The organism is Microbulbifer mangrovi (assembly GCF_002009015.1).
Taxonomy (GTDB): domain Bacteria; phylum Pseudomonadota; class Gammaproteobacteria; order Pseudomonadales; family Cellvibrionaceae; genus Microbulbifer; species Microbulbifer mangrovi.
Map to the genome: position 1 here is coordinate 1 of NZ_LZDE01000269.1, position 20,340 is coordinate 20,340.

Consider the following 20,340-nt stretch of genomic DNA (forward strand, 5'->3'; position numbering starts at 1 on the left):
CTGGCCCTGACCGGCACCGACGGTGAACTGCAAGCCGCGGGCACGTTGACCTTCGAAGCGCTGAACTCAGCCATATTGGCAGAACTCGATGGCTCCGCTGAGGATGAGACCTTCCAGATAACTGGCGAAGGTGCGATTAGCGTGGCGGCACTGAATCTCTCGGGGCTAAGCCGGGTAAACGGTAACGGCGGCACCAATACCGTTCGTTCCGCTGGCTCGGCGGACCTGAGTGAGGGCGGCGAATTTGTTACCGCCGAGGGTATCGTTTTTTACGATATCGGCAAGCTGGATGTCGGCATTGTGGGGGCCACCGACGGCAACGATGAGATCTCGTTTAACGCTGATGGCAGCGTCACCGTCAATGGTCTTGAAATCGCTTCTTCCACCCAGGTGGATGGTCAGGCTGGTGTTGATACCGTCACCGGCTTCAGTGGCGAGGACTGGGCAATTCAGGGAGACAGCAGCGCCGCAAATAATGGCATCACCTTCCTGAACGTAGAAATCCTCAACGCCATCAGTGGCGGCCTGTACGGTACCGGTGACGCCGACAACTTTGTTCTGAACAGCGACGGCAGCATCTCCGTAGGTTCTCTCACCATCAACGATATGGCGTTTGTGGATGGCGTATCTGCAGACAACACCCTGGATGCCAGCGCTTATAGCGCCGGGCTGACGTTGTCCGATACTGCGGGGGAGTTACTGGCGGATACGCTCAGCCTGCTGGGTATCGTGCAGGCGACCACCGGAACCCTGACCGGCAGCACGGGCGCCGATACATTCGCGCTCGCCAGTGATGGCGCGATCAGTGTCGGTGATTTCCAGTTTGACGGCGTGACAGCACTTGCCGGTGGCGCTGGCGAGGATAGCTTCAGCAGCGCCATCAGCGCCGACTGGCAGTTGGCAGAAAATACCGCGAGCCTGCAACACGATGGTGTGACGGTCTCCGGTGTTGAGGCGTTCTCCGGTGGTTCCGGTCGAATTGTCGGGGATGATAGCGGGCACACCTTTGCGGTAACCGGCAACGGCGCACTGACTGCCGACGGTATTCAGTTCTCGGACGTAACCGCGGTCGATGGCGGTATTGGTAGCGATGATGTCAGTGCAATTTCCAGCGTCGAGCTGGCGGGGACGGATGGCGCGTTCAGCAGCAGCGAGATGGCCTTTACCGGTATCGACAGTGTTAGCACCTCCGCCCTGGTTGGTAGTGCCAGCGCCGAGCAGTTTGTGCTGTCGGGCAGTGGCGCCCTCACCGTTAACGGCATGGCCTTCCGGAATCTGGACACCGTCTCCGCGGGCAGTGGCGAAGATGACGAAGTGATCTCCCGCGCGGGCCAGGGATACGCACTGGCCGGGGACAACAGCGTTTCCCACGACGGGATCCAGTTCAGTGAAGTGGAAAGCTACGTGGGGCAGGGCGCGAGCCTCGAAGTCAGCGGGCAGGAGAGTGCGCGCATCACCGCCAGTGGCACAGTCGCTTCCGGCGCCTCTACGTTCAGTGGCCTGCAGGGTCTGGCACTGGAAGATGGCGTGACCGAGCTGGAGGCCTGGAACGGTGTCACACTTAACGGTACCAACGCGGTGACCAGTGGCGATATCAGTGTCACCGGGGTCGGCGTGGTGACGGCTACCGGGGCATTGACCGGGACCAGCGGCGATGACGAATTTGCGGTGACCGGTAACGGTGCGCTCTCCAGCCTGGGCATGACATTTAGCGATGTGTCCTCGGTGGCTGGCGCAGGTGGCTCAGATGCCATAGCCGGTACTGCCGACAGCGGCTGGCAGCTGGGTGCGGAATCCGGCTCCCTGTCTCACGCTGCCATTGCCTTCAGTGGGATCGCCGAGGCGAGTGGCGGAAACGGTGTTGTCGACGGCGCGGATAGCGATACCCAGTACACGCTTGCCAGCGATGGCGGCCTGCAGGCATCCGGTATCGACTTTGCCGATGTAACTCAGGTCAATGCGGGAGCCGGCGCCGATCAGGTGACGAGCGCCAGCGGTGAGCGCTGGACCCTGGGAAGTAGCACGGGTAGCGCCAGCGCTGCAGGCGTGACTTTCAATGGGATCGAGCAGATTTCCACCCAGTCCGCGATTATCGATGCCGCGCAAAACACGGCCTCCGAAAGCTTTGCGCTGAGCGCCGACAGCAGCGAAATCTCCGTGTTTGGCCTGCTGTTTGACAGCGTCGCGGAAGTGTTCGCCGGCGGCGAAGGGGATAACGAGGTGGTGAGTGATACCGGTAGCTGGCAGCTGGTCAGCGGTGCGGGGGTATCCGCCAACGGCGTGACCTTCAACGGTATTGATCGGGTGGTAACGGATAGCGCCAGCCTGAGCGGCACCAGCGCAGATGAGCAGTTTGCCCTCGAGGGCGAGTCCGGTGCGCTGAGTGTCGAAGGCATCGACTTCAGTGGTATCAATCGGGTGATCGGTAACGGCGGCGATGATTCCCTGCTCGGCACCTCTGCAGCGGATGCGTTCAGTCTCGCAAGCGACGGCGGCATCAGTGTCGCAGGTATCGGTTTCGACGGTATTGGCAGTGTCGATGCCGCCGGAGGTGCGGATACCGTCAGCGGTGATGGGGCTAGCTGGAATTCGCTCGAGCAGAATGCTGCGCTGGTTGAAGGTGCGGCGATCGCTACCGTCGACTCCATAACCGTGCTGTTTGAAAACCTGGAGCAGGTGGAAAATACCGGTGCTTATAGCGGCCCCTCATTCGGCGCCGATTACCTGATGAGTGGTCCGCAGAGCCTGCAAATGGGCGGGGTCACCTTTGCCGGAGTGGACTCGATCACCGCAGATAGCGGTAGCGACACGCTGTACGGTTTTGATGCCGATATGAATTGGACCCTGGACGCCAGTGGCGGCAGCGTGTCGGATGCACAGTCCTCTGTGGCTTTCAGCGGGTTTGAACAGATCGTTGCCGGCGACGGTGCCGATACGTTCAACCTGGAGGGTGGATCCCTGGCTTCGCTGGATACCGGGGCCGGTAATGACACCGTGATCATGGGTGGCACACTGCTGGATAGTCTGCTGCTGGGTGCCGGTGACGATATTCTGCAGATACTGGCGGGCAGCCAGCCCGCACAGCTTTCCGGTGGCTCCGGTAGCGATCAGCTACAGATGCAACTGGCAGCGCAGCAGCAGTGGCAGATCACCGGTAATTCCGGCGCGCAAAACCAGGTGGGAGAATTCACCTTCAGTGGTTTCGAGTCGCTGCAGGATAGCGCGGGCGGTCTGGATCTGGTCTCCAGCCAGCAGATGGACTTCACCAACGATGGCGGTACAGCAGGCGTCGAATTTAATAGTGGCGATATGGCGCTGGAATACGACGGCAGTGGCGACGTGGTCCTGGTCAGCAGCACCACAGAAAGCATCGGTGGCTCCCTCAAGGCCAGCAACGCCGACCTGACCCTGGCCGGTGACCTGGATATCACGTCCGACCTCGAGTCCCTGTCGCTGCGTACCAGCGGCGGCAATATTGATGTGTCGATTGTGGAAAACGACGATCTGGTTATTGGTCAGATCAACGTAGGCCGCGGCAACCTGTCCCTGGCCAGCGCCAATTTTGGTCTGCTGACTGCCGAGAGCTTCCGCGATACACACATTACTGCGGGCACCGCCGTTATCGGTACCTTGCAGCAGCGCTGGGGCAATATCGGTACGGTGATCAACCCGTTGCGATTCAACGTCACCGAGTCTGTGGATATCGTCTCGCTATTTTATTACGAACCGGCGTTCGAGGGGCAGATGCCGCTATTTACCGCGATTGGCAACAAGGGTGTCTCCATCGCCAGTAACGAGACCACCCAGGGGTTGAAGTCTGCGGTGCAGAACCCCGTGGATGATATCGCGCAGCTGGATCCGGGTATTTTCAGTGAAGTGGCGCCCTACAGTCTGGGTGTCGACGTGCTGAATCTGCCGGAAGTGCGTTTGCAGGGCGGAGAGCTGGTGCCCATGGATGAGGACGAAGAGGAGAAGCGTCGGCGTGAAGCTTCCGCGGCGGTGGGTGGTAGATAACCTTGCCGCCGGCCGGGGCCTGGCCCCGGCGCGCAATAAAAAAGGCCGACTCTTTCGAGTCGGCCTTTTTTATGGATATGGTGCCCAGGAGAAGACTTGAACTTCCACGACCGTAAGGCCACTAGCACCTGAAGCTAGCGCGTCTACCAATTCCGCCACCTGGGCAATCAGCGGTGTGCTCCGCTGAGGACGCGCACTATAGGGATTCCCCCGGGGGGTGTCAACGTTTTTTGCATCTTTTTGCGCCACGGCGGCACAGGTGACGGCCGGGAAGGGCAGGCTGTGCATACGGGTGACGCAAAACGGGTCGGGAATTACCCTTAAATCGCTTATACTCGCGGCAATGTGCAACGTTTCGAGTGGCCTGAGGTCGCTCTCGGCATTCGCCACTTCTTGTTGTACCCACTCATACCACTGCGCCGGGTGTATTCCGGGGCCGGGCAGACTGCGCGGTCAATTGCAGAACAATGGAAGCTGTTTTGAATCAAGACAAACCAAACTCATCCCCCGCTGACAGCGCTGGACCAGCTGCTGATCCACATGCCGAGCGCGAGGCCGAGAAATACGAAAAGCCGGTTCCCAGCCGGGAGTTCCTGCTGGACCTGCTAGAGCAGCAGTCGGGTCCGCTGGCCTGGGAGGCGGTGGCGGACCTGCTGTCTATCGATGATGAAGACCGCCGCGAGGGCGTGCGTCGCCGCCTGATCGCCATGTCCCGGGATGGCCAGATCGCCAGTAACCGCGCCGGGGATTTCGGCGTGCTCGACAAAATGAGCCTGGTGCGCGGCCGCGTTATCGGTCACCGCGATGGCTTTGGCTTTGTGTCCCCCGGCGATGGCAGTGACGACCTGTTCCTGTCTCACCGTCAGATGCGTAAGGTGTTCGATGGTGATGAGGTGCTGGTGCGGGAGACCCCCGGCGGTTTCCGCGGCAAGCGCGAAGGCGCCGTGGTGCGCGTGATCAAACACAACACCCATCAGCTCGCCGGGCGGATCTACCGCGAGGATGGCATCTGTTTTGTGCGCCCTGACAATCCGCGTATGACCCTCGATGTGATGGTGCCTGAAGGCAAGTGTGCCGACGCCGAGAGTGGCCAGTATGTGGTGGTCAATATTACCGCCCAGCCCGGTCGCAACACCCTGCCGCACGGAGAAGTGGCGGAGGTGCTCGGTGACCACCTCGCCCCCGGCATGGAAATCGATGTCGCCATTCGCAACTACGGTATCCCCCACACCTGGCCAGCCGCGGTATTGGCGCAGGTGGAAGGCATAGCCGACGAGGTGCTTGAAGAGGACAAGAAGGCGCGTATCGATTTGCGCCAGCTGCCGCTGGTCACCATTGATGGCGAAGATGCCCGCGATTTTGACGACGCCGTATTCTGTGAGGCGCTGCCGGATGGCAACTGGAAGCTGCTGGTGGCGATCGCCGACGTCTCCCACTATGTGGAAGTGAGTACTCCGCTGGACGTGGAGGCCCATCAGCGCGGTAACTCGGTGTATTTCCCGGATTTTGTGGTGCCGATGTTGCCGGAGAAGCTCTCCAACGGTCTCTGCTCCCTGAACCCGGAAGTGGATCGCCTGTGCATGGTGTGCGAGATGCGCATCGACCAGTCCGGCAATATTCTCGGCTACCAGTTCTTCGAGGGGCTGATGCGCAGCCATGCGCGCTTCACCTACACCCAGGTGGGTGAGATGGTAGCGGAGCGAGACAATCGAGACAGTGGTCTCCGCAAGCAGTTTGCCGCGCTGGTACCCCATATCGACAACCTGCACGATCTCTACGGCGCGCTGCGGGGAGCCCGCGACCGCCGCGGTGCGATCGATTTCGAGACCACGGAAACCCGCATCCTGTTTGATGCCACGCGCAAGATCGAGCGCATTGTGCCGGTGCAGCGCAACGATGCGCACAAAATGATCGAGGAATGCATGCTCGCCGCCAACGTGTGTGCGGCAGAGCTGATGGAAGTCGCCGAATTGCCGGCGCTGTATAGGGTGCACGATATTCCCAAGCAGGAGCGCCTGGAAAACCTGCGCGAATACCTGGGAGAGCTGGGTCTGCGGCTGGAGGGTGGCAGTGAGCCGCAGCCCAGTGATTACCAGGCCCTGCTCCAGCAGGTGGATGGGCGCCCGGACTTCCACATCATCCAGACCATGTTGCTGCGCTCCATGAATCAGGCGGTGTATCAGCCGGAAAATCGCGGCCACTTTGGTCTCGACTACCGAGCCTACGCCCATTTCACTTCGCCAATCCGTCGCTACCCGGACCTGCTGTTGCACCGTGGGCTGCGCTGGTTGATCCGCAACGGCAGTGCCAATCCGGCGCCGGTGGCACAGAAGGTGCGTCAGGCACCCGGTGCACACGCGCTGGAGAGAGAAGAGATTCTTCCCTACAGCACGGTCGCCATGGTGGAGCTGGGCGAGCACTGTTCCATGACCGAACGCCGTGCCGACGACGCCACTCGCGATGTGGTCAGCTGGCTCAAGTGCGAGTACCTGCAAGATCACGTGGGCGAGGTTTACCGCGGCGTGATCAGTGCAGTGACCGGTTTCGGGCTGTTTGTAGAGCTGGATGACCTGTACGTGGAGGGCTTGATACACGTCACCGCCCTGCCCAAGGACTATTACCATTTCGAGCAGGCCCAGCAGCGTCTGGTAGGCGAGCGCAGCGGCACCAGGTTCCATCTCGGGGACGGTGTCACCGTGCAGGTAGCGCGGGTTGATCTCGAGGAGCGCAAGGTCGACTTCACCTTCGTCGAGCTGCATCCGCGTCCCAGTTACCAGAACCCGAAATACAGAAAGCCGAAATCGGACAAGAAGTCCGCAGGTGCCGCTGACGAGTCGCCGAAGCGTGAAAAGCGTACAGCAGAAAAGCCCGAAGTTTCCAAGGCCGCCAAGCGCGAGGGATCTACCGAAGTGAGCGGCCGCGCCATGGAAATGGCGGTGGAGTTCCAGCAGGAGCGCCAGCGTCGCGGCAAGTCTGATTTCAGTTCGCAAAAGGAAACAGCCAGCCCCTGGGGCGGAGGCCTGAAGAAGAAGGATTCGGCGCAGGCGCCGGATGAACCGCGTCCGATCCGCAAACGCAAAGTAGGCAGTGACCAGGCTGAAATAGTCCCGCCATCCAAGGAGCAGCCGCAAGAAGACGAAGTTGCTGCCGAAGAGGAGGCGCCGCGCAAGCGCAAGCCGAAGAAAACGCCACCGCGCAAAGGGGGCAAGCGACCTGCAGTGGCGGCGCGCAAGGCTGCACAGAAAGCGGACAAGGCCGAGGCGGCAAAGCGGGCAGCTAAAAAGGCGGCCAAGAAAAAGCTGAAGAAAAAAATGTCGAAGAAACCGGGCGGGAAGAAATAAACCGTGGCACAACATTTGGTATACGGCCTGCACGCGGTGCAGGCGCTGTTGAAAAGCACCCCGCAGCAGGTACAGGAACTGCTGCTGTTGCGCGGGCGCAAAGATCAGAAACTGCAGAAAATCATTCGCCAGGCAGAGCAGAATGAGATCGCGATTCGTTTTGTGGACCGGCGCGCGCTGGATGAAAAAGTCGGTGATGACGGCAATCACCAGGGCGCGGTCGCGGTCTGTGTGGGCGATACGCGTATTTACGACGAGCAGTTTCTGAAGTCGTTGCTGGCGCAGCTGGATGAAAAGGGCGAGGCGCCTTTCCTGTTGGTGCTGGACGGCGTCACCGATCCCCACAATCTGGGTGCCTGTTTGCGCTCCGCCGAGGCCGCCGGGGTACACGCGGTGATTGCGCCTAAAGACAAGGCTGCGGGGCTGACCCCGACCGCGCGCAAAGTGGCCTGTGGCGCGGCAGAGGTATTGCCCTTTGTCACTGTCACCAATCTGGCGCGCACCCTGCAGATGCTGCAGCAGGCTGGCGTATGGATTTACGGTGCTGCCGGTGAGGCGCAGCAGAATATTTACCAGGCTTCACTGACCGGCCCCGTTGCACTGGTGATGGGGGCCGAGGGGCCGGGTATGCGTCGCCTGACCCGGGAGAATTGCGACCATCTGGTAAATATTCCGATGGCGGGCGAGGTCAGCAGCCTGAATGTTTCCGTCGCTACCGGTGTGTGCCTGTTTGAAGCGGTGCGGCAGCGTTCTGCCGGCTGATGAGTATTTTCGTGCCACTAAACGCCCGAATGCGCATTTCTTAAAATCCTACCTCAACGCCTTTCTATCCAATCGCCGCCCGCGCCCGTAACGTTCACATGACTGAAAAATACGGCGCGGTCCCGCGATTCCTGTGCCGTTTTTTTCGCGAAATAATAAAAAGCGATTCGAGGGAAAAGCGATGATTCTGAATCAATGGCGCGGAGGCCTTGTGCTGACCGCTGCATTTTTTTTGCTGGTTGGCCTCAAGGCGCAGGCCCAATCCTGTCCGTCTAGCCACCCGCTGGCCTGTGGTGGTGCCTGCTATGTTGACGAAGCCCAGGCAGCTTCCGCTGGCTGTACGATTTCCGATGGGAGCAGCAGCGGCGGTTCCAGTAGCAGTTCGAGCAGCTCCTCCAGCGGCGGTACCAGCAGTGGCAGCAGTGGTGGCACCACGCAAACCTGCCACAGTGATGAAAACCCGTCGCATGTGGTGTCTGGCCGTCGCACGGAATTCACTCAGGAGTGGTGCGATACTGTCTGCGTTACCTATGTGGGCAATGGTACCGGCTGTCTGAACGCCGCCGGTACTTTCGTAAGCAATGCCAGTATCTGTAGTGATCCGGCGAATGCCCGCGAGGCAATTATCGATATCGAGTACAACCTGGGTATCGAAGTCGACGACGAGTTCCAGGCGCTGGCCGGTTACCAGGGTTCGGTTCCCTCCATCAATCCGACCATTTCAGTGGCCGATGCTGAAACCTACTTCAGCGCTTTGATTGGTATGCAAAAGGGTGTCGAGCTGGTGCGGCTGCTGAACAGCAATGGCGACGGTATTGTGACCCGCAATGAAGCCAGCATGGCGAAGGGCTCCGATCCGCTGCAGTTGCTGAACACCGACTTTGGCTGCGGGCTTTCCACCGATGACATCATGGCGTATGTGGGCCTGTATATGGGTGACGGCGCGATCGATAAATATGCCGGTGACCTGGACGAATCCGTTAAGGCCGCGATGCTTGAATTTACCCGCAGCTGGCAGCCCGGCGTCTCCGCGCAGGACTGCGAATACCGCGGTGGGTGTGACGGCAGCGCCGAACCTCAGCCGGCCCCGGAGCCACAGCCCGAACCGGAACCCGAACCAGAGCCTGACAATAACTGCCCGGCCTCGCATCCGCTGTTCTCCACCGCCTGCAATCAGTGTTTTGCCGACGAAGCACAGGCGGCATCGGCGCAGTGCGCACTCTGAGAGTAACGATACTGGCCACCACGGCGGCGGCGTTAATCGCTGCTGTGGTAGCCCGCTGGCAGTTTCCGGATACCCTGATATTGCTGCCCTCCCGGGCGCCGGTCCGTGCGCCTCTGGAGCTGGATCCGTTCGCACCCCCGACGAGTGGGGTGGCAACGACCGTAGCGGCCATGGTGCCGGAACCTGAGCCTCAGCCGGTTCTCAGTGCGGGCGAGTTTGTCGCGCGCATGGGCGATGCGGTTTCCCAGGACGAATTTGGAAACTACCGGGTGGAGGTTTCCACGCCCGGATTTCCATCGCGGGAATACCTGGTGTCTTCTCTTCCCATTTATTACCCGCACGAATCGATGTTGGCCATGCCCAATCAGATCCAGGGGTGTCCACTCGGTGGTTATTACATGGAGCAGGGTGCTCTGGGCAGCCTTTTGATTCTGTCGCGAGGTACCGCGCGGATCTTCCACTACCGGTGCGAGTTTGATGCGACAGACTCGGGATATGTGCTGCACAGATTGTCGGAGAATGCCCCGCTGGCGCCAAGCCTGAATCGGCTGTTGTCGAAAGGCGTGTGAAAACTTTCCGGATCCATTCATGAATTTACCCGCGGCTGAAAAATCAAACCGCTTGCTGTGGTTGCTGCTAGTTGGCTTCTTCTGTGGCGGCGTGCTGGCAGCGGATAGGCAGGATCATATGCCTCGGGATGCATCCGGGGGAGTGAACGTGCGCGGTGTGCTGTGCCCAGCGGGGCCCGCCGACACCATCATTGCGCTGGATGCACCAGGTAGTCTTGCTGAATCCCCGGGCGCCGATCTCCCGCAAATGACCGTGGATGGCTTGTGGGAACTTATCCACAGTCGCGATATCAACGACATTGGCCAGCTGCTGCAGTATTTCCCCGACGACTACCGCAACAGCTTTTCCCTGGTAGAGCACACCCGGGCCACCGGGCAATCGAATCTCATATATCCACGTATCGTCCTGTTCGGTGCCGATGGCCATTTCCTGCTAAATATCGGCACCAAACCCGATGACCCCAAATACGATCTGCTGGACGTGGCGCAGTTGCACGAAGAGAGCGGGCGCTGGGAGTTCTCCGTGTTCGATTTCTCTGGTGAGGCACCCCGCCTGCGCCGCGATGATTCCAGTTGTGTGGAGTGCCACGGCTCCGAAAATAGCCGCCCGGTATGGGGGTCCAATATGAACTGGCCCGGTGTGTTTGGGGATAACATCGCCGCGGGGCCTCAGGGGGAGGCGCTGGATACCCGGCATTTGGAACAAATGCAGGCCATTATTGCCGGGGAGGGAAAGTCGCCCCGCTTTGACTTCCTGGATTGGCGGGATGAACCTTTACGTCGCGGCGGCAAGCGGCGTATCGCCCGCCATGCGTTTGGTGCGGAGCTCATTCTCTCGAATATCGCCATGGGCAGTGCCACGGCACGTGGCGCCTTCCTGCGCCTGCGTAGCACTAAACCCTCGCTTTACCGCCAGCTTAAACACCGTCTTATATACAGTTACTTTGCCCGCAAGGGGCATGTGCCCTGGTCCAATGCGCGCGCGCGGGCACTCGGTTTGCCTGCTGATACCAGGGCGGAGCAGGCGATGGACCTGCTGCTGGCCCGTCTGGGGTTGGATACGGCGGAGGCCTTTTCGCTGGCCACCCTTCACCATCGGGAGCCGCCACGGCGGACATGGAGTATGGGGCGCGGTGACCTGCACGACCTGCTGGCGCTGCAAATCCTCGACGACCTGCGGCGGGAGGATCCAGCCGTGGCCGAGATACTGGCCGGGCGCAGGGTTGAAGAGGGGGTTCTGGGCTGCCCGGATACCGCGAAAAACATTGCCGATGTGGTGCAGTTCAAGATGTTGCACCTGTTTCAGCTGCGAGGGCATCATCGTTTGCTGGTGCATGAGCAGTTCTACCCGCTGGATCTGGAAGACGTATATACCCGCGTTTTCCTGCCCGTCGCCCACCCGCTGCTCGCCTATATCTCGGATTTTCCCGCGCCCGCCGCTCCCTGAAAAGCGGGTGCGCATACCGGAAACCGATACTGCGCTTGCCGGCACCTTGACGCGTCCAGCAGCCTGCAGCGCGGGGCTGATCCTCCTGCCGGTACTTCGCCGGAGGCCCATTTTCCCGGCCGAATGTATCGGGCGCATTGTGCAAATTTTCTCCATTTGCCAGCTGTGCGTGAAACCTCATGCCGTTATTTTCGCTCTCTGACGTCCATCTTTCCCCGCCCCACCTCTCCGCCTCGACACTGTCATCAATCGCGCTATGTTTGCGGGAACCTTTTGCACGCGGTTTACGTGTTAACGGGGGAAACGATGAGAGCCCGCGCTCGGACATCTGAGCCTTGGGGTTGGGTAGGTGGGTAAATGACGAATGGGGTAACAGGGTGTCCTTGATCGAATTTTTTCGCGGACGGGCGGCGAGGGAAGACCGCTTTACCGCGTTAGTGCGTCCGCATCTGCGCCTGATGCACCGCATGGCCTATCGCTGGACACAGGATCAGCGGGATGCCGAAGACCTTGTGCAGGACGTGCTGACCCACCTGTTCCCCCGCTCGGGGGAGTTGGAGGCAGTGGAAAAGCTCGGCCCGTGGCTGATCAAGGTGCTGTACCGCCGCTATGTGGACCTGTTTCGGCGTCGCGCCAATTCCCCCATCGACGAGTCCGCCCCCTGCATCAGTGACGATGCCTATTTTCAGGAGCAATTACAGGACGACCGCAACCGCTTTCACCAGCTGGAACTCCAGAGATTACTGAATCGTGCGCTTATGGAGCTGGATGAATCGTGGCGGGATGTTGTTCTGCTCCACGATGTCGAGGGATATACCGCCCTGGAAGTGGCAGAAATTCTCGACATCAGTGTGGGAACAGTGAAGTCCCGTTTGCACCGGGCGCGAAAAAAACTGAAATCTGTGCTGGAACCGGGAACCGTAAAGGCGGTTGCTACGTGTTAAGGGGTGAGCGGAAAGCTTCCGAGGAGAAAACCATGAACTGCTGTCAGGCTCGCCACGAGCTGGAATTGATGCAACGGGAAAACAACCGTGCACTGCTGAAGCACCTGCACCGTTGTGGCGAGTGTCGCGAATACGCCGAAGAGCTTCGTCTGGTGAATCTGCTGCGCACCATGCCAGCGCCCGAACCCAGCGCCCAGTTTGAAGCGCGTGTGCTCGAAGCCGCATTGCCGACCTCGTGTAAAAAGTCGCGCAATCAGGATCGCACCCGTGTGCGTACATGGCAGTTTGCCACGGCGGCCAGCCTGCTGCTGGCAGTGTTTGCGGCGCTGCCGCATTGGCAGTCATCGGCGCCGGCGATGGATATCGCGAGTGGCGAAGCGGTAGCGGCGGATAGCGGAATGCAGGCCCCGTTAGCAGTGAATGTATCTGTCGATACCGCGCGCGCCATGGAGGGGGCAATGATCAGCGTATCTCTGCCGGAAGGTCTCGCCCTGGACGGTTACGGTGACCAGAGGGAGCTGCGCTGGCGCGCCAACCTGGATGCCGGCGCAAATCGGCTCACCTTGCCCGTACGTGTGCGCAATGAACGACGTACCGAGATATTGATTCGTATCGAGCACCAGGGGGCACACAAAGAGTTTTATGTCCCTGTAGACCTGCCGTCAGCCGCAGGCAGGCTTGAAAACCGCCGGGCAGTATCGGAACTGCAGGCTATCTGACACCAAATTTACTCTCCAAACACCACGTCGAAAGACACAAATGAGGTTGAAATATGAAAACTTTGAAAGCATGGATGGCTCTGGGCCTGATTGTTACCGCTCCTGTCAGCGGCACTGTGCTGGCCAGTGAGGTCGAGGTGAATGCGGATCTGGATGTGGATGTCTCCGTGGTCGACGCGGAAGCCACCGCAGAAGATGCGATCAATGTGATCGAGCTGCCGGAAATGTCGAGCAGTATCGCCGTCGAGGCCGCTGCTGAAGGGCTGGCGAAGGCTAACGCTGCGATTGCCGCCGGCAATGCCGATAGCGAAGAGGCGCAGGCCGAGCTTCGCGCCGCCGGCAAGCTGAAGGCGGAAGAGATCGCGGCCCTGGTCGCCGATGCCATGGCGCGCAGTGAAGCCGCGATTGCCAATGCCGACGCCGCAGCCCTGAGCGCGCAGGAAAATGCCGCCGCTGCCCGCGAGGCCGCTGAAGAGGCCCTGAAGAATGCCCTCAGTGGGGCTGACTACGAGGGGTCCATGGCAGATGTCCAAGCGATTATCGACAACCTGCCGCAGGACGTGAAAGACCGTCTGCCACTGGATCTGGAAGGCCTGTTTGAGGGGATTCTGGACCTGGATCCCGCCGCGGCGGCAGATGTGGCTGTGGAAGGCTAATGATTTTAGAGGTAGCGGGTGAAGCCTGTTAGTGGGTGATTCTTTCTAGAGGCTGGGCGCAGGGCGCCCGGCCTGTTGTGTTTGGAGGTATTTAAAATGGAATTGACGCCGAAGTTGCTCGCCGGATTACTCTGGTGGGTCGCAGCAGCAGCGCCTGCAGGTGCCGAAGAGCCTTTTGCCAACGGTACTGCAGCATTCAAGGGTGGAAATTACGAGCGCGCATTGGCGCATTTCGAGCAGGCCCGGCAGGGTGGGCAGCAGGGGCCCAGCCTGACCTACAACCTGGGGGTGACCCTGTTCAAATTGGGGCGTTACCAGGCTGCGCAGGCCGAGTTTCAGCAACTGTTGGATGACCCGGAATGGGGCGAGGTGGCGCGCCTGCAGCTGGGTTTGATGGCGGAAAAACAGGGCCGCCCGGTGGCAGCAGTGGGCTTTTACCGTGCGCTTACCGATAGCGAATCGCCCAAACTGCGGCGCCTGGCCCTGATGCGCTTGTCGGCGCTGGCGCAGGCCCCCGGGGCGGAGCCGGCAGCGGATGAAGATCGCGGGCTGGCACTGCTGAGCCTTACCTCGGGTTACGACAGTAACGCCTACGCACTGCAGAATGAGCTGCTGACCGATGATTCGGTGGGCGAAGATACCTACTCCGAGTTGTTTGCCTGGGGCCAGTACCGCCTGCAGGGTACCGCCGAGGATGGTTGGCGCCTGCATGGTTTTGCCTTCGGCCGTCGCTATAGCGACCTGGAGAGTCTGGACCTGACCAGCTTCAATGCTGGCATTTCCCGTCATATGCCCTGGCAGGGCTGGATGGTGGAGCTGGGCGGCGCCGCTGAGACGGCATCCCTGGGCGGCGAGCGCGTCACCAACGAGTGGCGTTTTGTGGGCCGCATGCAGCAAGCCTTCGGCAATGGTGTGCTGACCCTCGCCTACCAGCCCAGTTATTTTAACGGTACCGACGCGTATCGTTACCTGGATGGCTGGCGCCAGCGATTCGATGCGCGCTGGGCTGCGCCACTGGCGATGATGGATATAGATTTGCTGTACCGCCTGGAACTGGACGATCGCCAGGATCTGGTTACCGCAGATGACGGCTTTTACAGCTATTCGCCGCGCCGCCAGACACTGGGGGTTGAAGCCGAGCTGCCGCTGTCGTGGGGCTGGTCGCTCAATGCAGGCAGCCATTACCGCCTGAGCCACTATCGCGGCAACAATCGGTTGCAGGACAGTGATGGTGAGTTCAAGCAGCAGCCCCGGGACGGTAACCGCTTGCGCAGTTGGATTGGGGTGGAGGTGCCGCTGTTGCCGCGCCTGCAGCTCGATGCGCGGGTGATGCGCACAAACAATGACGAGAACTTCGATATTTACACCTACGACAAAACCGAAGCCAGCCTGAGCGTACGCTACGTCTTCTGAGCTGTTTCGGTGATATCGCGGCGGGGGCTCGAGCTCCCGCTGGTTTGATTGGTGCTAGTTTGGGCGGCGGACGGGCGCGCTCGTGTGCTGCCACGGCAATGCCGAATTGCTCCATGGAGCGGCGGATTCAGGGCGTGAGGACTTGATTCGGGAGGGCTGACAGCATGGTGCAAAGAAAAGTGGAAGGGGCGAAACCGCCCCTCCGCGGATTAGTTCCTGATTGTTATTCTTCGGTCCCTGCAGATTATTGTTGTTGTCACTGGGATTGTTCAGTCGGAATTATTCTTTTTTCCGTTATTTTGCGACCCTGTACTGGTAAGACGTGCGACCTGTGCCCCCCCTCAAAAGAAAGTTGAGAAATATTTGACCGGTGCGTCATAGTCTTGGCGAGAAGAGCTTGGTGCAACTGTGGATATTTATCCCGATTGCTTTGTTGGTCGGTCTTCTACGCTGCCGGTTGGCCGTAAAGTTCAGGCGCCGGGCGGTACATCACCCAGGATGTCAGGATGTATTTGTCGTCGGACACCGGCACATTGCCGCGATGTGTATGGGTAAAGCTGCAAGGCGAAAGTATCAGCCGGCCTTGTCGGGGCTTTACCTTTGCGCCCTGGTAGAAAAACTCGGTTTCGCCACCTTGTTCCACATCGTTCAGGTACAGCAGCCAGAACAAAACCCGGTGCAGTGACTTTTGCCCCGGGTCGCTCGGGTGCGGATAGTGCTCCGAGTGCCAGTGGTGGTAGCCACCGCTGCGCCGGGTGTAATGCTGCATATTGATGCCATCGAGACGGAATATACCGGTGACCAATTGCCGCATCTGTTGTTCGTTTAACCCGGCGATATCTTCCGCCACCAGGTTGCGCACGCCGTTGCCGGACGCGTCGGCAATGGTCGGAGATATCGCACCGGTCAGCAGGTGCGGGTAGCGGCGGCAGTATCCCATCAGGGCCTGGTACACCAGGCTGTCCAGCCTTTCGCATTCATCGCGCCAGTCGGGCTGTGCGGAGATAAAAAGATCCGAACTTTGCTTTTTGCTGGTGTCCACGCCAGAGCCGGTGCGGCCCGCAGAGCGTTCTGGAGATGCCCGGAAACGCTGGATTAGTTCGCTGCAGTGGGCCGCAGGTACGGCGTCATCGAATTGAACGATCATCGGATCCATTGCGTGCTCTCCCGTTGCTACATCGTATTGTGTGTAGACGACTGGCGCGGAGCGCCCCTCATAAGGAAAGGTACGTTTTGCGGGAACGAGAGTGTCAGTTCAGTCAATTTCGGTCGGGGCGTTGACCGGTGGGTATCGGAAGAATCGATCAACTTGCAACCAGTTGGCGGTGCGCATAGAATACGCCGCCCGCAATGCACCCATCCGGGTTGCTATTGCGTACTCCTTGCCTCACCGGGCAGCCGCTGCAATCACGCAGGGGCCCGCCAGGAGGCTGTGTTAACCCGTAAGGAGCAAAAATGCGTCATTACGAAATTGTATTCCTGGTTCACCCGGACCAGAGCGAGCAGGTGCCCGGCATGGTCGAGCGCTACACTGCGACCATCAAAGAGAGCGGCGGTGCAGTACACCGTCTGGAAGATTGGGGCCGTCGCCGTCTGGCATACCCGATCAACAAGATCCACAAGGCTCACTACATCCTGCTGAACGTTGAATGTACCGAAGAAGCGCTGGCCGAACTGACCACCAACTTCAAGTACAACGACGCGGTGCTGCGTAATCTGGTGATTCGCGAAGACGAAGCTATCACCGAAGAAAGCCCGATCATGAAGGCCGAGAAAGAGTCCCGCGAGCGCAAAGCTGCGCGCGCAGAACGCTCTGAGCGTCGCGAGCGCGCCGAGAAGGAAGAGTCTTCTTCCAAGGGCGCCGAGGAAGACAAGTCTTCCGAACAAACTGAAGACGAAGAGTAAGGGGATAGTCTGATGGCACGTTTTTTCCGTCGTCGTAAGTTCTGCCGTTTCACCGCCGAAGGCGTCAAGCGTATCGACTACAAAGACCTCGATACCCTGAAAGCCTACGTTTCTGAAACTGGCAAAATCGTACCGAGCCGTATCACCGGCACCAAAGCCAAGTATCAGCGTCAGCTGGCCACCGCGGTCAAGCGTGCGCGTTACATTGCGCTGCTGCCGTACACGGACAGCCACGAAGCCTAAGCTGCGCTTTGCTTCGTAAGCATTGTTTTAAAAGAGAAGCTATCTAGTGCGCGCTATCGCTGAATTTGCCATGCGATCGCGCGTGCGCGCGGTGATCCTCACCCTGGTGGGAATCCCGCTGATCAGCCCCGCGGTGCTCGCACTGGTGGGGCTGCGCCGCGGCAGTGGCGACGGCCTGTTTGTATTGGCCTGGGCGTTGCTGCCGGTGGTTGCCGCCGCTGGTGCGGGGTATATGTCCCCGCTGATGGCCGGTATGGCAATCACCCACTTTGTGGGGGTGTTGGCCGGTGCGCTGGTTCTGCGCGCTACCCGTGCCTGGAGCTGGGCGCTGGTGGCGCTGACCATCGCGACCAGTGTGGGCATTGTGGTGTCCTCACAAGTCACCGGTGGTGTACTGGACAGCCTGATTCAGGCGGTCAATGAGGCCGCTGGTGGGGCGTCCACCCCGGAAGCACAGCAGCTGAGCAAGGCATTTGCCAGCGAGGCGCAGGCCACCGGATACCTGACCTGGGTATCGGTGATCAGCGCCACCCTGGCCCTGGTGCTGGGGCGCTGGTGGCAGGCACTGCTGTACAACCCCGGCGGTTTCCGGGAAGAGATGCACGCACTGCGTATGCCTCTGCCCATTGCCGCCGCAGGAATGCTGTTGTGGATCTACTGCCTGGTCAGTGAGCACTTTGTGTTCTGGGGCGCGGTAGCTGCCTTCCCCATCATGGTGGCGGGCATCTGCCTGATCCACTGGCTGGTGGCCCGCAAGGGCTGGGGACGCGGCCCGCTGATTGCCATGTATGTGATGCTGGTGATCGCCGCGTTGCCGCTGGCAGGGTTCCTGTGTGGACTGGCCCTGATAGATAGCTGGATTGATATTCGCGCGCGCTCGAGCGACAACCGCTGAGCGGCGCACAAGAACTGAAACTGAGGGTTCCGAGATGGAAGTTATTCTGCTCGACAAAGTAGGCAAACTGGGCAACGTGGGCGACCGCGTTGAAGTAAAAGCCGGTTTCGGCCGCAACTTCCTGCTGCCTACCGGTAAAGCCGTTCTGGCCAACGCAGCGAACGTCGCTGAGTTCGAAGCCAAGCGCGCTGAACTGGAAGCAGCAGCCGCTGCAAAAGTAAGCGAAGCTGAAGGCCGCGCTGCCAAGCTGGAAGGTGTAGTGGTAACCATCGCTGCCAACGCTGGTGACGAAGGCAAGCTGTTCGGCTCCATCGGCACTCGCGACATCGCCGAAGCGATCACCGCTGCTGGCGTTGCTGTTGAGAAAGCCGAAGTGAAACTGCCGGAAGGTGCACTGCGCGAAGTGGGCGAGTACGACGTAGACGTACAGCTGCACGCCGACGTGATCACCGCTGTGAAGGTTGTTGTAGAAGCCGAATAAGCTTCTGCCACTATCTGAACGCCATAGCGTACCCGGGGTGGAACGGTTTTACCCGTTCCAGGCCGAGCCGCGCTACAATCAGGCGCTGGATTTTCCCTGTGGGCCATAGGTCGACGGTGGAAAGCCAGCGCCTGACTTGTTTCTGAGTCCGGTAAATCGTTTCTGCGCCCGGAAAACCAGTAGCTACTCCACAACATGAACGAATACGTCCCGCCAGAAGAAGATACCCAGGAATCCCAGTCCAGCTCGCCGCTGCCCCACTCGGTGGAGGCGGAACAGTCGGTCTTGGGTGGCCTGATGCTCGATGCCAGCCGTCTGGATGCGGTGGCGGAGCAGTTGAGTGCGGAAGATTTCTTTGTTGCCAGTCACCGGATTATCTTCGGTGTGATGCTGGAGCTGTCTGGCGGCGAGCAACCACTGGACATCGTCACCCTCGCCGAGGGCCTGGCCAGTCGCGACCTGCTGGCGGATATCGGCGGCCCGGCATTTCTGGCCGAGCTGGCTGAAAATACCCCGTCTGCGGCCAACATCGTGGCCTACGCCAAGATCGTGCGCGAGCGCTCCATGCTGCGCCAGCTGATCGCCGCCGCTGGGGAAATCAGCCGTACCAGCTTTAATCCCGGTGGCCTGGGCTCCGCCGACCTGCTGCAGATGGCGGAACGCCGTGTGGCAGAAATCGCCGAGGGCCGGGCCAAAGAGGGCGGTTTCGTCGGCGTGGATACGCTGCTGAAGAAGACCGTCGAGCGCATCGACGAACTGTTTAAATCCGAGGGTGACCTCACCGGGCTCAGCACCGGCCTCACCGAGCTGGACCAGCGCACCTCCGGCTGGCAGCCGGGGGAGATGATCATTCTTGCCGCCCGTCCCTCCATGGGTAAAACCGCACTGGCCCTGAACTTTGTGGAAGCGGCCATGCTCAGCCAGGAAAGGCCCACCCTGGTATTCAGTATGGAGATGCCATCGGACAGCCTGGTGATGCGGATGTTGTCGTCCATCGGCAAGATCGACCAGGGCCGTATCCGCAACGGCAAGTTGCAGGAGGAGGACTGGCCCAAGCTGTCCAGCGCGGTGCAGAAGATGAAGGGCAAGGGGCTGTACATCGACGATACCCCGGGCTTGTCACCCTCTGAGGTACGCGCGCGGGTGAAGCGCACGGTGCGCGACCACACCAACAAGCTGATGCAGGCGGATCCGAAGCTGAGCCGGGAGGAGGCGGAGCGCCGCGCGCTGCCGGCGATGGTGATGGTGGACTACCTGCAGCTGATGCAGGTGAAGGGCAGTACCGAGGGGCGTACCCAGGAGATTTCCGAGATCTCGCGCTCTCTAAAAGCGCTGGCGAAAGAATACGAGTGCCCGGTGATTGCGCTGTCGCAGTTGAACCGGGGGGTGGAGCAGCGCCCGAACAAGCGGCCGATGAACTCGGACCTGCGGGAATCCGGGGCGATCGAGCAGGATGCGGATGTGATCCTGTTTATCTACCGCGACGAGTATTACAACGAGGACAGCCCGGACAAGGGCCTGGCGGAGTTGATTATCGGCAAGCAGCGTAACGGTGAGATCGGCACATGCCGCGCGGCGTTTGTGGGCAAGTACACGCGGTTTGATGACCTGGCGCCGGAGTACTATCAGGAAGAGCACTAACTTGTTGCTCAGGGGGGCTTCTAAGCGTAGGGGATCGAAGAGAAGGTGGCGATGCCGGGTGGAGGTTTGCGAGACCTTCTAAAAC

16 protein-coding genes and 1 tRNA gene are annotated in these 20,340 nt (G+C 60.2%); 15 read left to right on the forward strand and 2 right to left on the reverse strand.

Annotated elements, in window-relative coordinates:
* On the forward strand, window positions 1–4,014 hold a 4,014-nt coding region (locus B4U49_RS19080; RefSeq protein ID WP_158078561.1), incomplete at its 5' end, for a beta strand repeat-containing protein.
* 78 nt (window positions 4,015–4,092) lie between these two features.
* Here B4U49_RS19080 and B4U49_RS05560 read toward each other — a convergent pair.
* Window positions 4,093–4,179: transfer RNA gene (locus B4U49_RS05560), tRNA-Leu, on the reverse strand.
* 302 nt (window positions 4,180–4,481) lie between these two features.
* Between B4U49_RS05560 and rnr the strand changes: the two genes are divergently transcribed.
* The 9 genes from rnr (at window position 4,482) to B4U49_RS05605 (ending at window position 15,090) form a co-directional block, all read left to right on the forward strand.
* A complete protein-coding gene (gene rnr / locus B4U49_RS05565) occupies window positions 4,482–7,355 on the forward strand; it encodes a ribonuclease R (RefSeq protein ID WP_078083588.1) in 2,874 nt (957 codons plus the stop codon).
* Window positions 7,356–7,358: 3 nt separating this feature from the next.
* Window positions 7,359–8,117, forward strand: coding sequence for a 23S rRNA (guanosine(2251)-2'-O)-methyltransferase RlmB (rlmB, locus tag B4U49_RS05570; protein ID WP_078083589.1), 759 nt, complete (start codon window positions 7,359–7,361; stop codon window positions 8,115–8,117).
* 181 nt (window positions 8,118–8,298) lie between these two features.
* A complete protein-coding gene (locus B4U49_RS05575) occupies window positions 8,299–9,342 on the forward strand; it encodes a hypothetical protein (RefSeq protein WP_193432814.1) in 1,044 nt (347 codons plus the stop codon).
* Complete coding sequence (locus B4U49_RS05580) at window positions 9,330–9,911, forward strand: hypothetical protein (protein ID WP_078083590.1); 582 nt, start codon at window positions 9,330–9,332, stop codon at window positions 9,909–9,911. Before B4U49_RS05575 ends, B4U49_RS05580 begins: the two co-directional genes overlap by 13 nt.
* Before the next feature lie 19 nt (window positions 9,912–9,930).
* Window positions 9,931–11,358: a hypothetical protein gene (locus tag B4U49_RS05585; protein WP_078083591.1), complete on the forward strand. Its 1,428-nt coding sequence runs from the start codon at window positions 9,931–9,933 to the stop codon at window positions 11,356–11,358.
* A 383-nt stretch (window positions 11,359–11,741) separates the two neighbouring features.
* Complete coding sequence (locus tag B4U49_RS05590; protein WP_143735549.1) at window positions 11,742–12,302, forward strand: RNA polymerase sigma factor; 561 nt, start codon at window positions 11,742–11,744, stop codon at window positions 12,300–12,302.
* Between the two features lie 32 nt (window positions 12,303–12,334).
* Window positions 12,335–13,021, forward strand: a complete 687-nt coding sequence (locus tag B4U49_RS05595) for an anti-sigma factor (protein WP_078083593.1) — start codon at window positions 12,335–12,337, stop codon at window positions 13,019–13,021.
* 53 nt (window positions 13,022–13,074) lie between these two features.
* Window positions 13,075–13,677: a hypothetical protein gene (locus B4U49_RS05600; protein WP_143735550.1), complete on the forward strand. Its 603-nt coding sequence runs from the start codon at window positions 13,075–13,077 to the stop codon at window positions 13,675–13,677.
* 96 nt (window positions 13,678–13,773) lie between these two features.
* Entirely contained in the window at window positions 13,774–15,090 is a 1,317-nt protein-coding gene (locus B4U49_RS05605; RefSeq protein ID WP_078083595.1) for a tetratricopeptide repeat protein, read from the forward strand.
* A gap of 445 nt (window positions 15,091–15,535) precedes the next feature.
* Here B4U49_RS05605 and B4U49_RS05610 read toward each other — a convergent pair whose 3' ends face one another.
* On the reverse strand, window positions 15,536–16,246 hold the full coding sequence (locus B4U49_RS05610) for a 2OG-Fe(II) oxygenase (protein ID WP_078083596.1): 711 nt from the start codon (window positions 16,244–16,246) through the stop codon (window positions 15,536–15,538).
* A 299-nt stretch (window positions 16,247–16,545) separates the two neighbouring features.
* On the opposite strand from B4U49_RS05610, the gene rpsF reads away from it, so the two are divergent.
* From rpsF to dnaB, 5 genes are all read left to right on the forward strand, one after another.
* Window positions 16,546–16,995, forward strand: a complete 450-nt coding sequence (gene rpsF, locus B4U49_RS05615) for a 30S ribosomal protein S6 (RefSeq protein WP_078083597.1) — start codon at window positions 16,546–16,548, stop codon at window positions 16,993–16,995.
* Between the two features lie 12 nt (window positions 16,996–17,007).
* On the forward strand, window positions 17,008–17,238 hold the full coding sequence (gene rpsR / locus B4U49_RS05620; protein WP_010133305.1) for a 30S ribosomal protein S18: 231 nt from the start codon (window positions 17,008–17,010) through the stop codon (window positions 17,236–17,238).
* Between the two features lie 46 nt (window positions 17,239–17,284).
* Window positions 17,285–18,133, forward strand: coding sequence for a YybS family protein (locus B4U49_RS05625; protein ID WP_078083598.1), 849 nt, complete (start codon window positions 17,285–17,287; stop codon window positions 18,131–18,133).
* 34 nt (window positions 18,134–18,167) lie between these two features.
* On the forward strand, window positions 18,168–18,614 hold the full coding sequence (gene rplI / locus B4U49_RS05630; RefSeq protein WP_078083599.1) for a 50S ribosomal protein L9: 447 nt from the start codon (window positions 18,168–18,170) through the stop codon (window positions 18,612–18,614).
* Between the two features lie 195 nt (window positions 18,615–18,809).
* Window positions 18,810–20,255, forward strand: coding sequence for a replicative DNA helicase (dnaB, locus tag B4U49_RS05635; protein WP_078083600.1), 1,446 nt, complete (start codon window positions 18,810–18,812; stop codon window positions 20,253–20,255).
* Window positions 20,256–20,340 lie beyond the last annotated feature (85 nt).

Bases quoted from the DNA above. Each gene is read 5' to 3' on its own strand.
- rnr (WP_078083588.1), top strand. From the start codon at position 4,482: ATGGAAGCTGTTTTGAATCAAGACAAACCAAACTCATCCCCCGCTGAC.
- B4U49_RS05575 (WP_193432814.1), top strand. From the start codon at position 8,299: ATGATTCTGAATCAATGGCGCGGAGGCCTTGTGCTGACCGCTGCATTT.
- B4U49_RS05585 (WP_078083591.1), top strand. From the start codon at position 9,931: ATGAATTTACCCGCGGCTGAAAAATCAAACCGCTTGCTGTGGTTGCTG.
- B4U49_RS05595 (WP_078083593.1), top strand. From the start codon at position 12,335: ATGAACTGCTGTCAGGCTCGCCACGAGCTGGAATTGATGCAACGGGAA.
- B4U49_RS05600 (WP_143735550.1), top strand. From the start codon at position 13,075: ATGAAAACTTTGAAAGCATGGATGGCTCTGGGCCTGATTGTTACCGCT.
- B4U49_RS05605 (WP_078083595.1), top strand. From the start codon at position 13,774: ATGGAATTGACGCCGAAGTTGCTCGCCGGATTACTCTGGTGGGTCGCA.
- B4U49_RS05610 (WP_078083596.1), bottom strand. From the start codon at position 16,246: ATGGATCCGATGATCGTTCAATTCGATGACGCCGTACCTGCGGCCCAC.
- rpsF (WP_078083597.1), top strand. From the start codon at position 16,546: ATGCGTCATTACGAAATTGTATTCCTGGTTCACCCGGACCAGAGCGAG.
- rpsR (WP_010133305.1), top strand. From the start codon at position 17,008: ATGGCACGTTTTTTCCGTCGTCGTAAGTTCTGCCGTTTCACCGCCGAA.
- rplI (WP_078083599.1), top strand. From the start codon at position 18,168: ATGGAAGTTATTCTGCTCGACAAAGTAGGCAAACTGGGCAACGTGGGC.
- dnaB (WP_078083600.1), top strand. From the start codon at position 18,810: ATGAACGAATACGTCCCGCCAGAAGAAGATACCCAGGAATCCCAGTCC.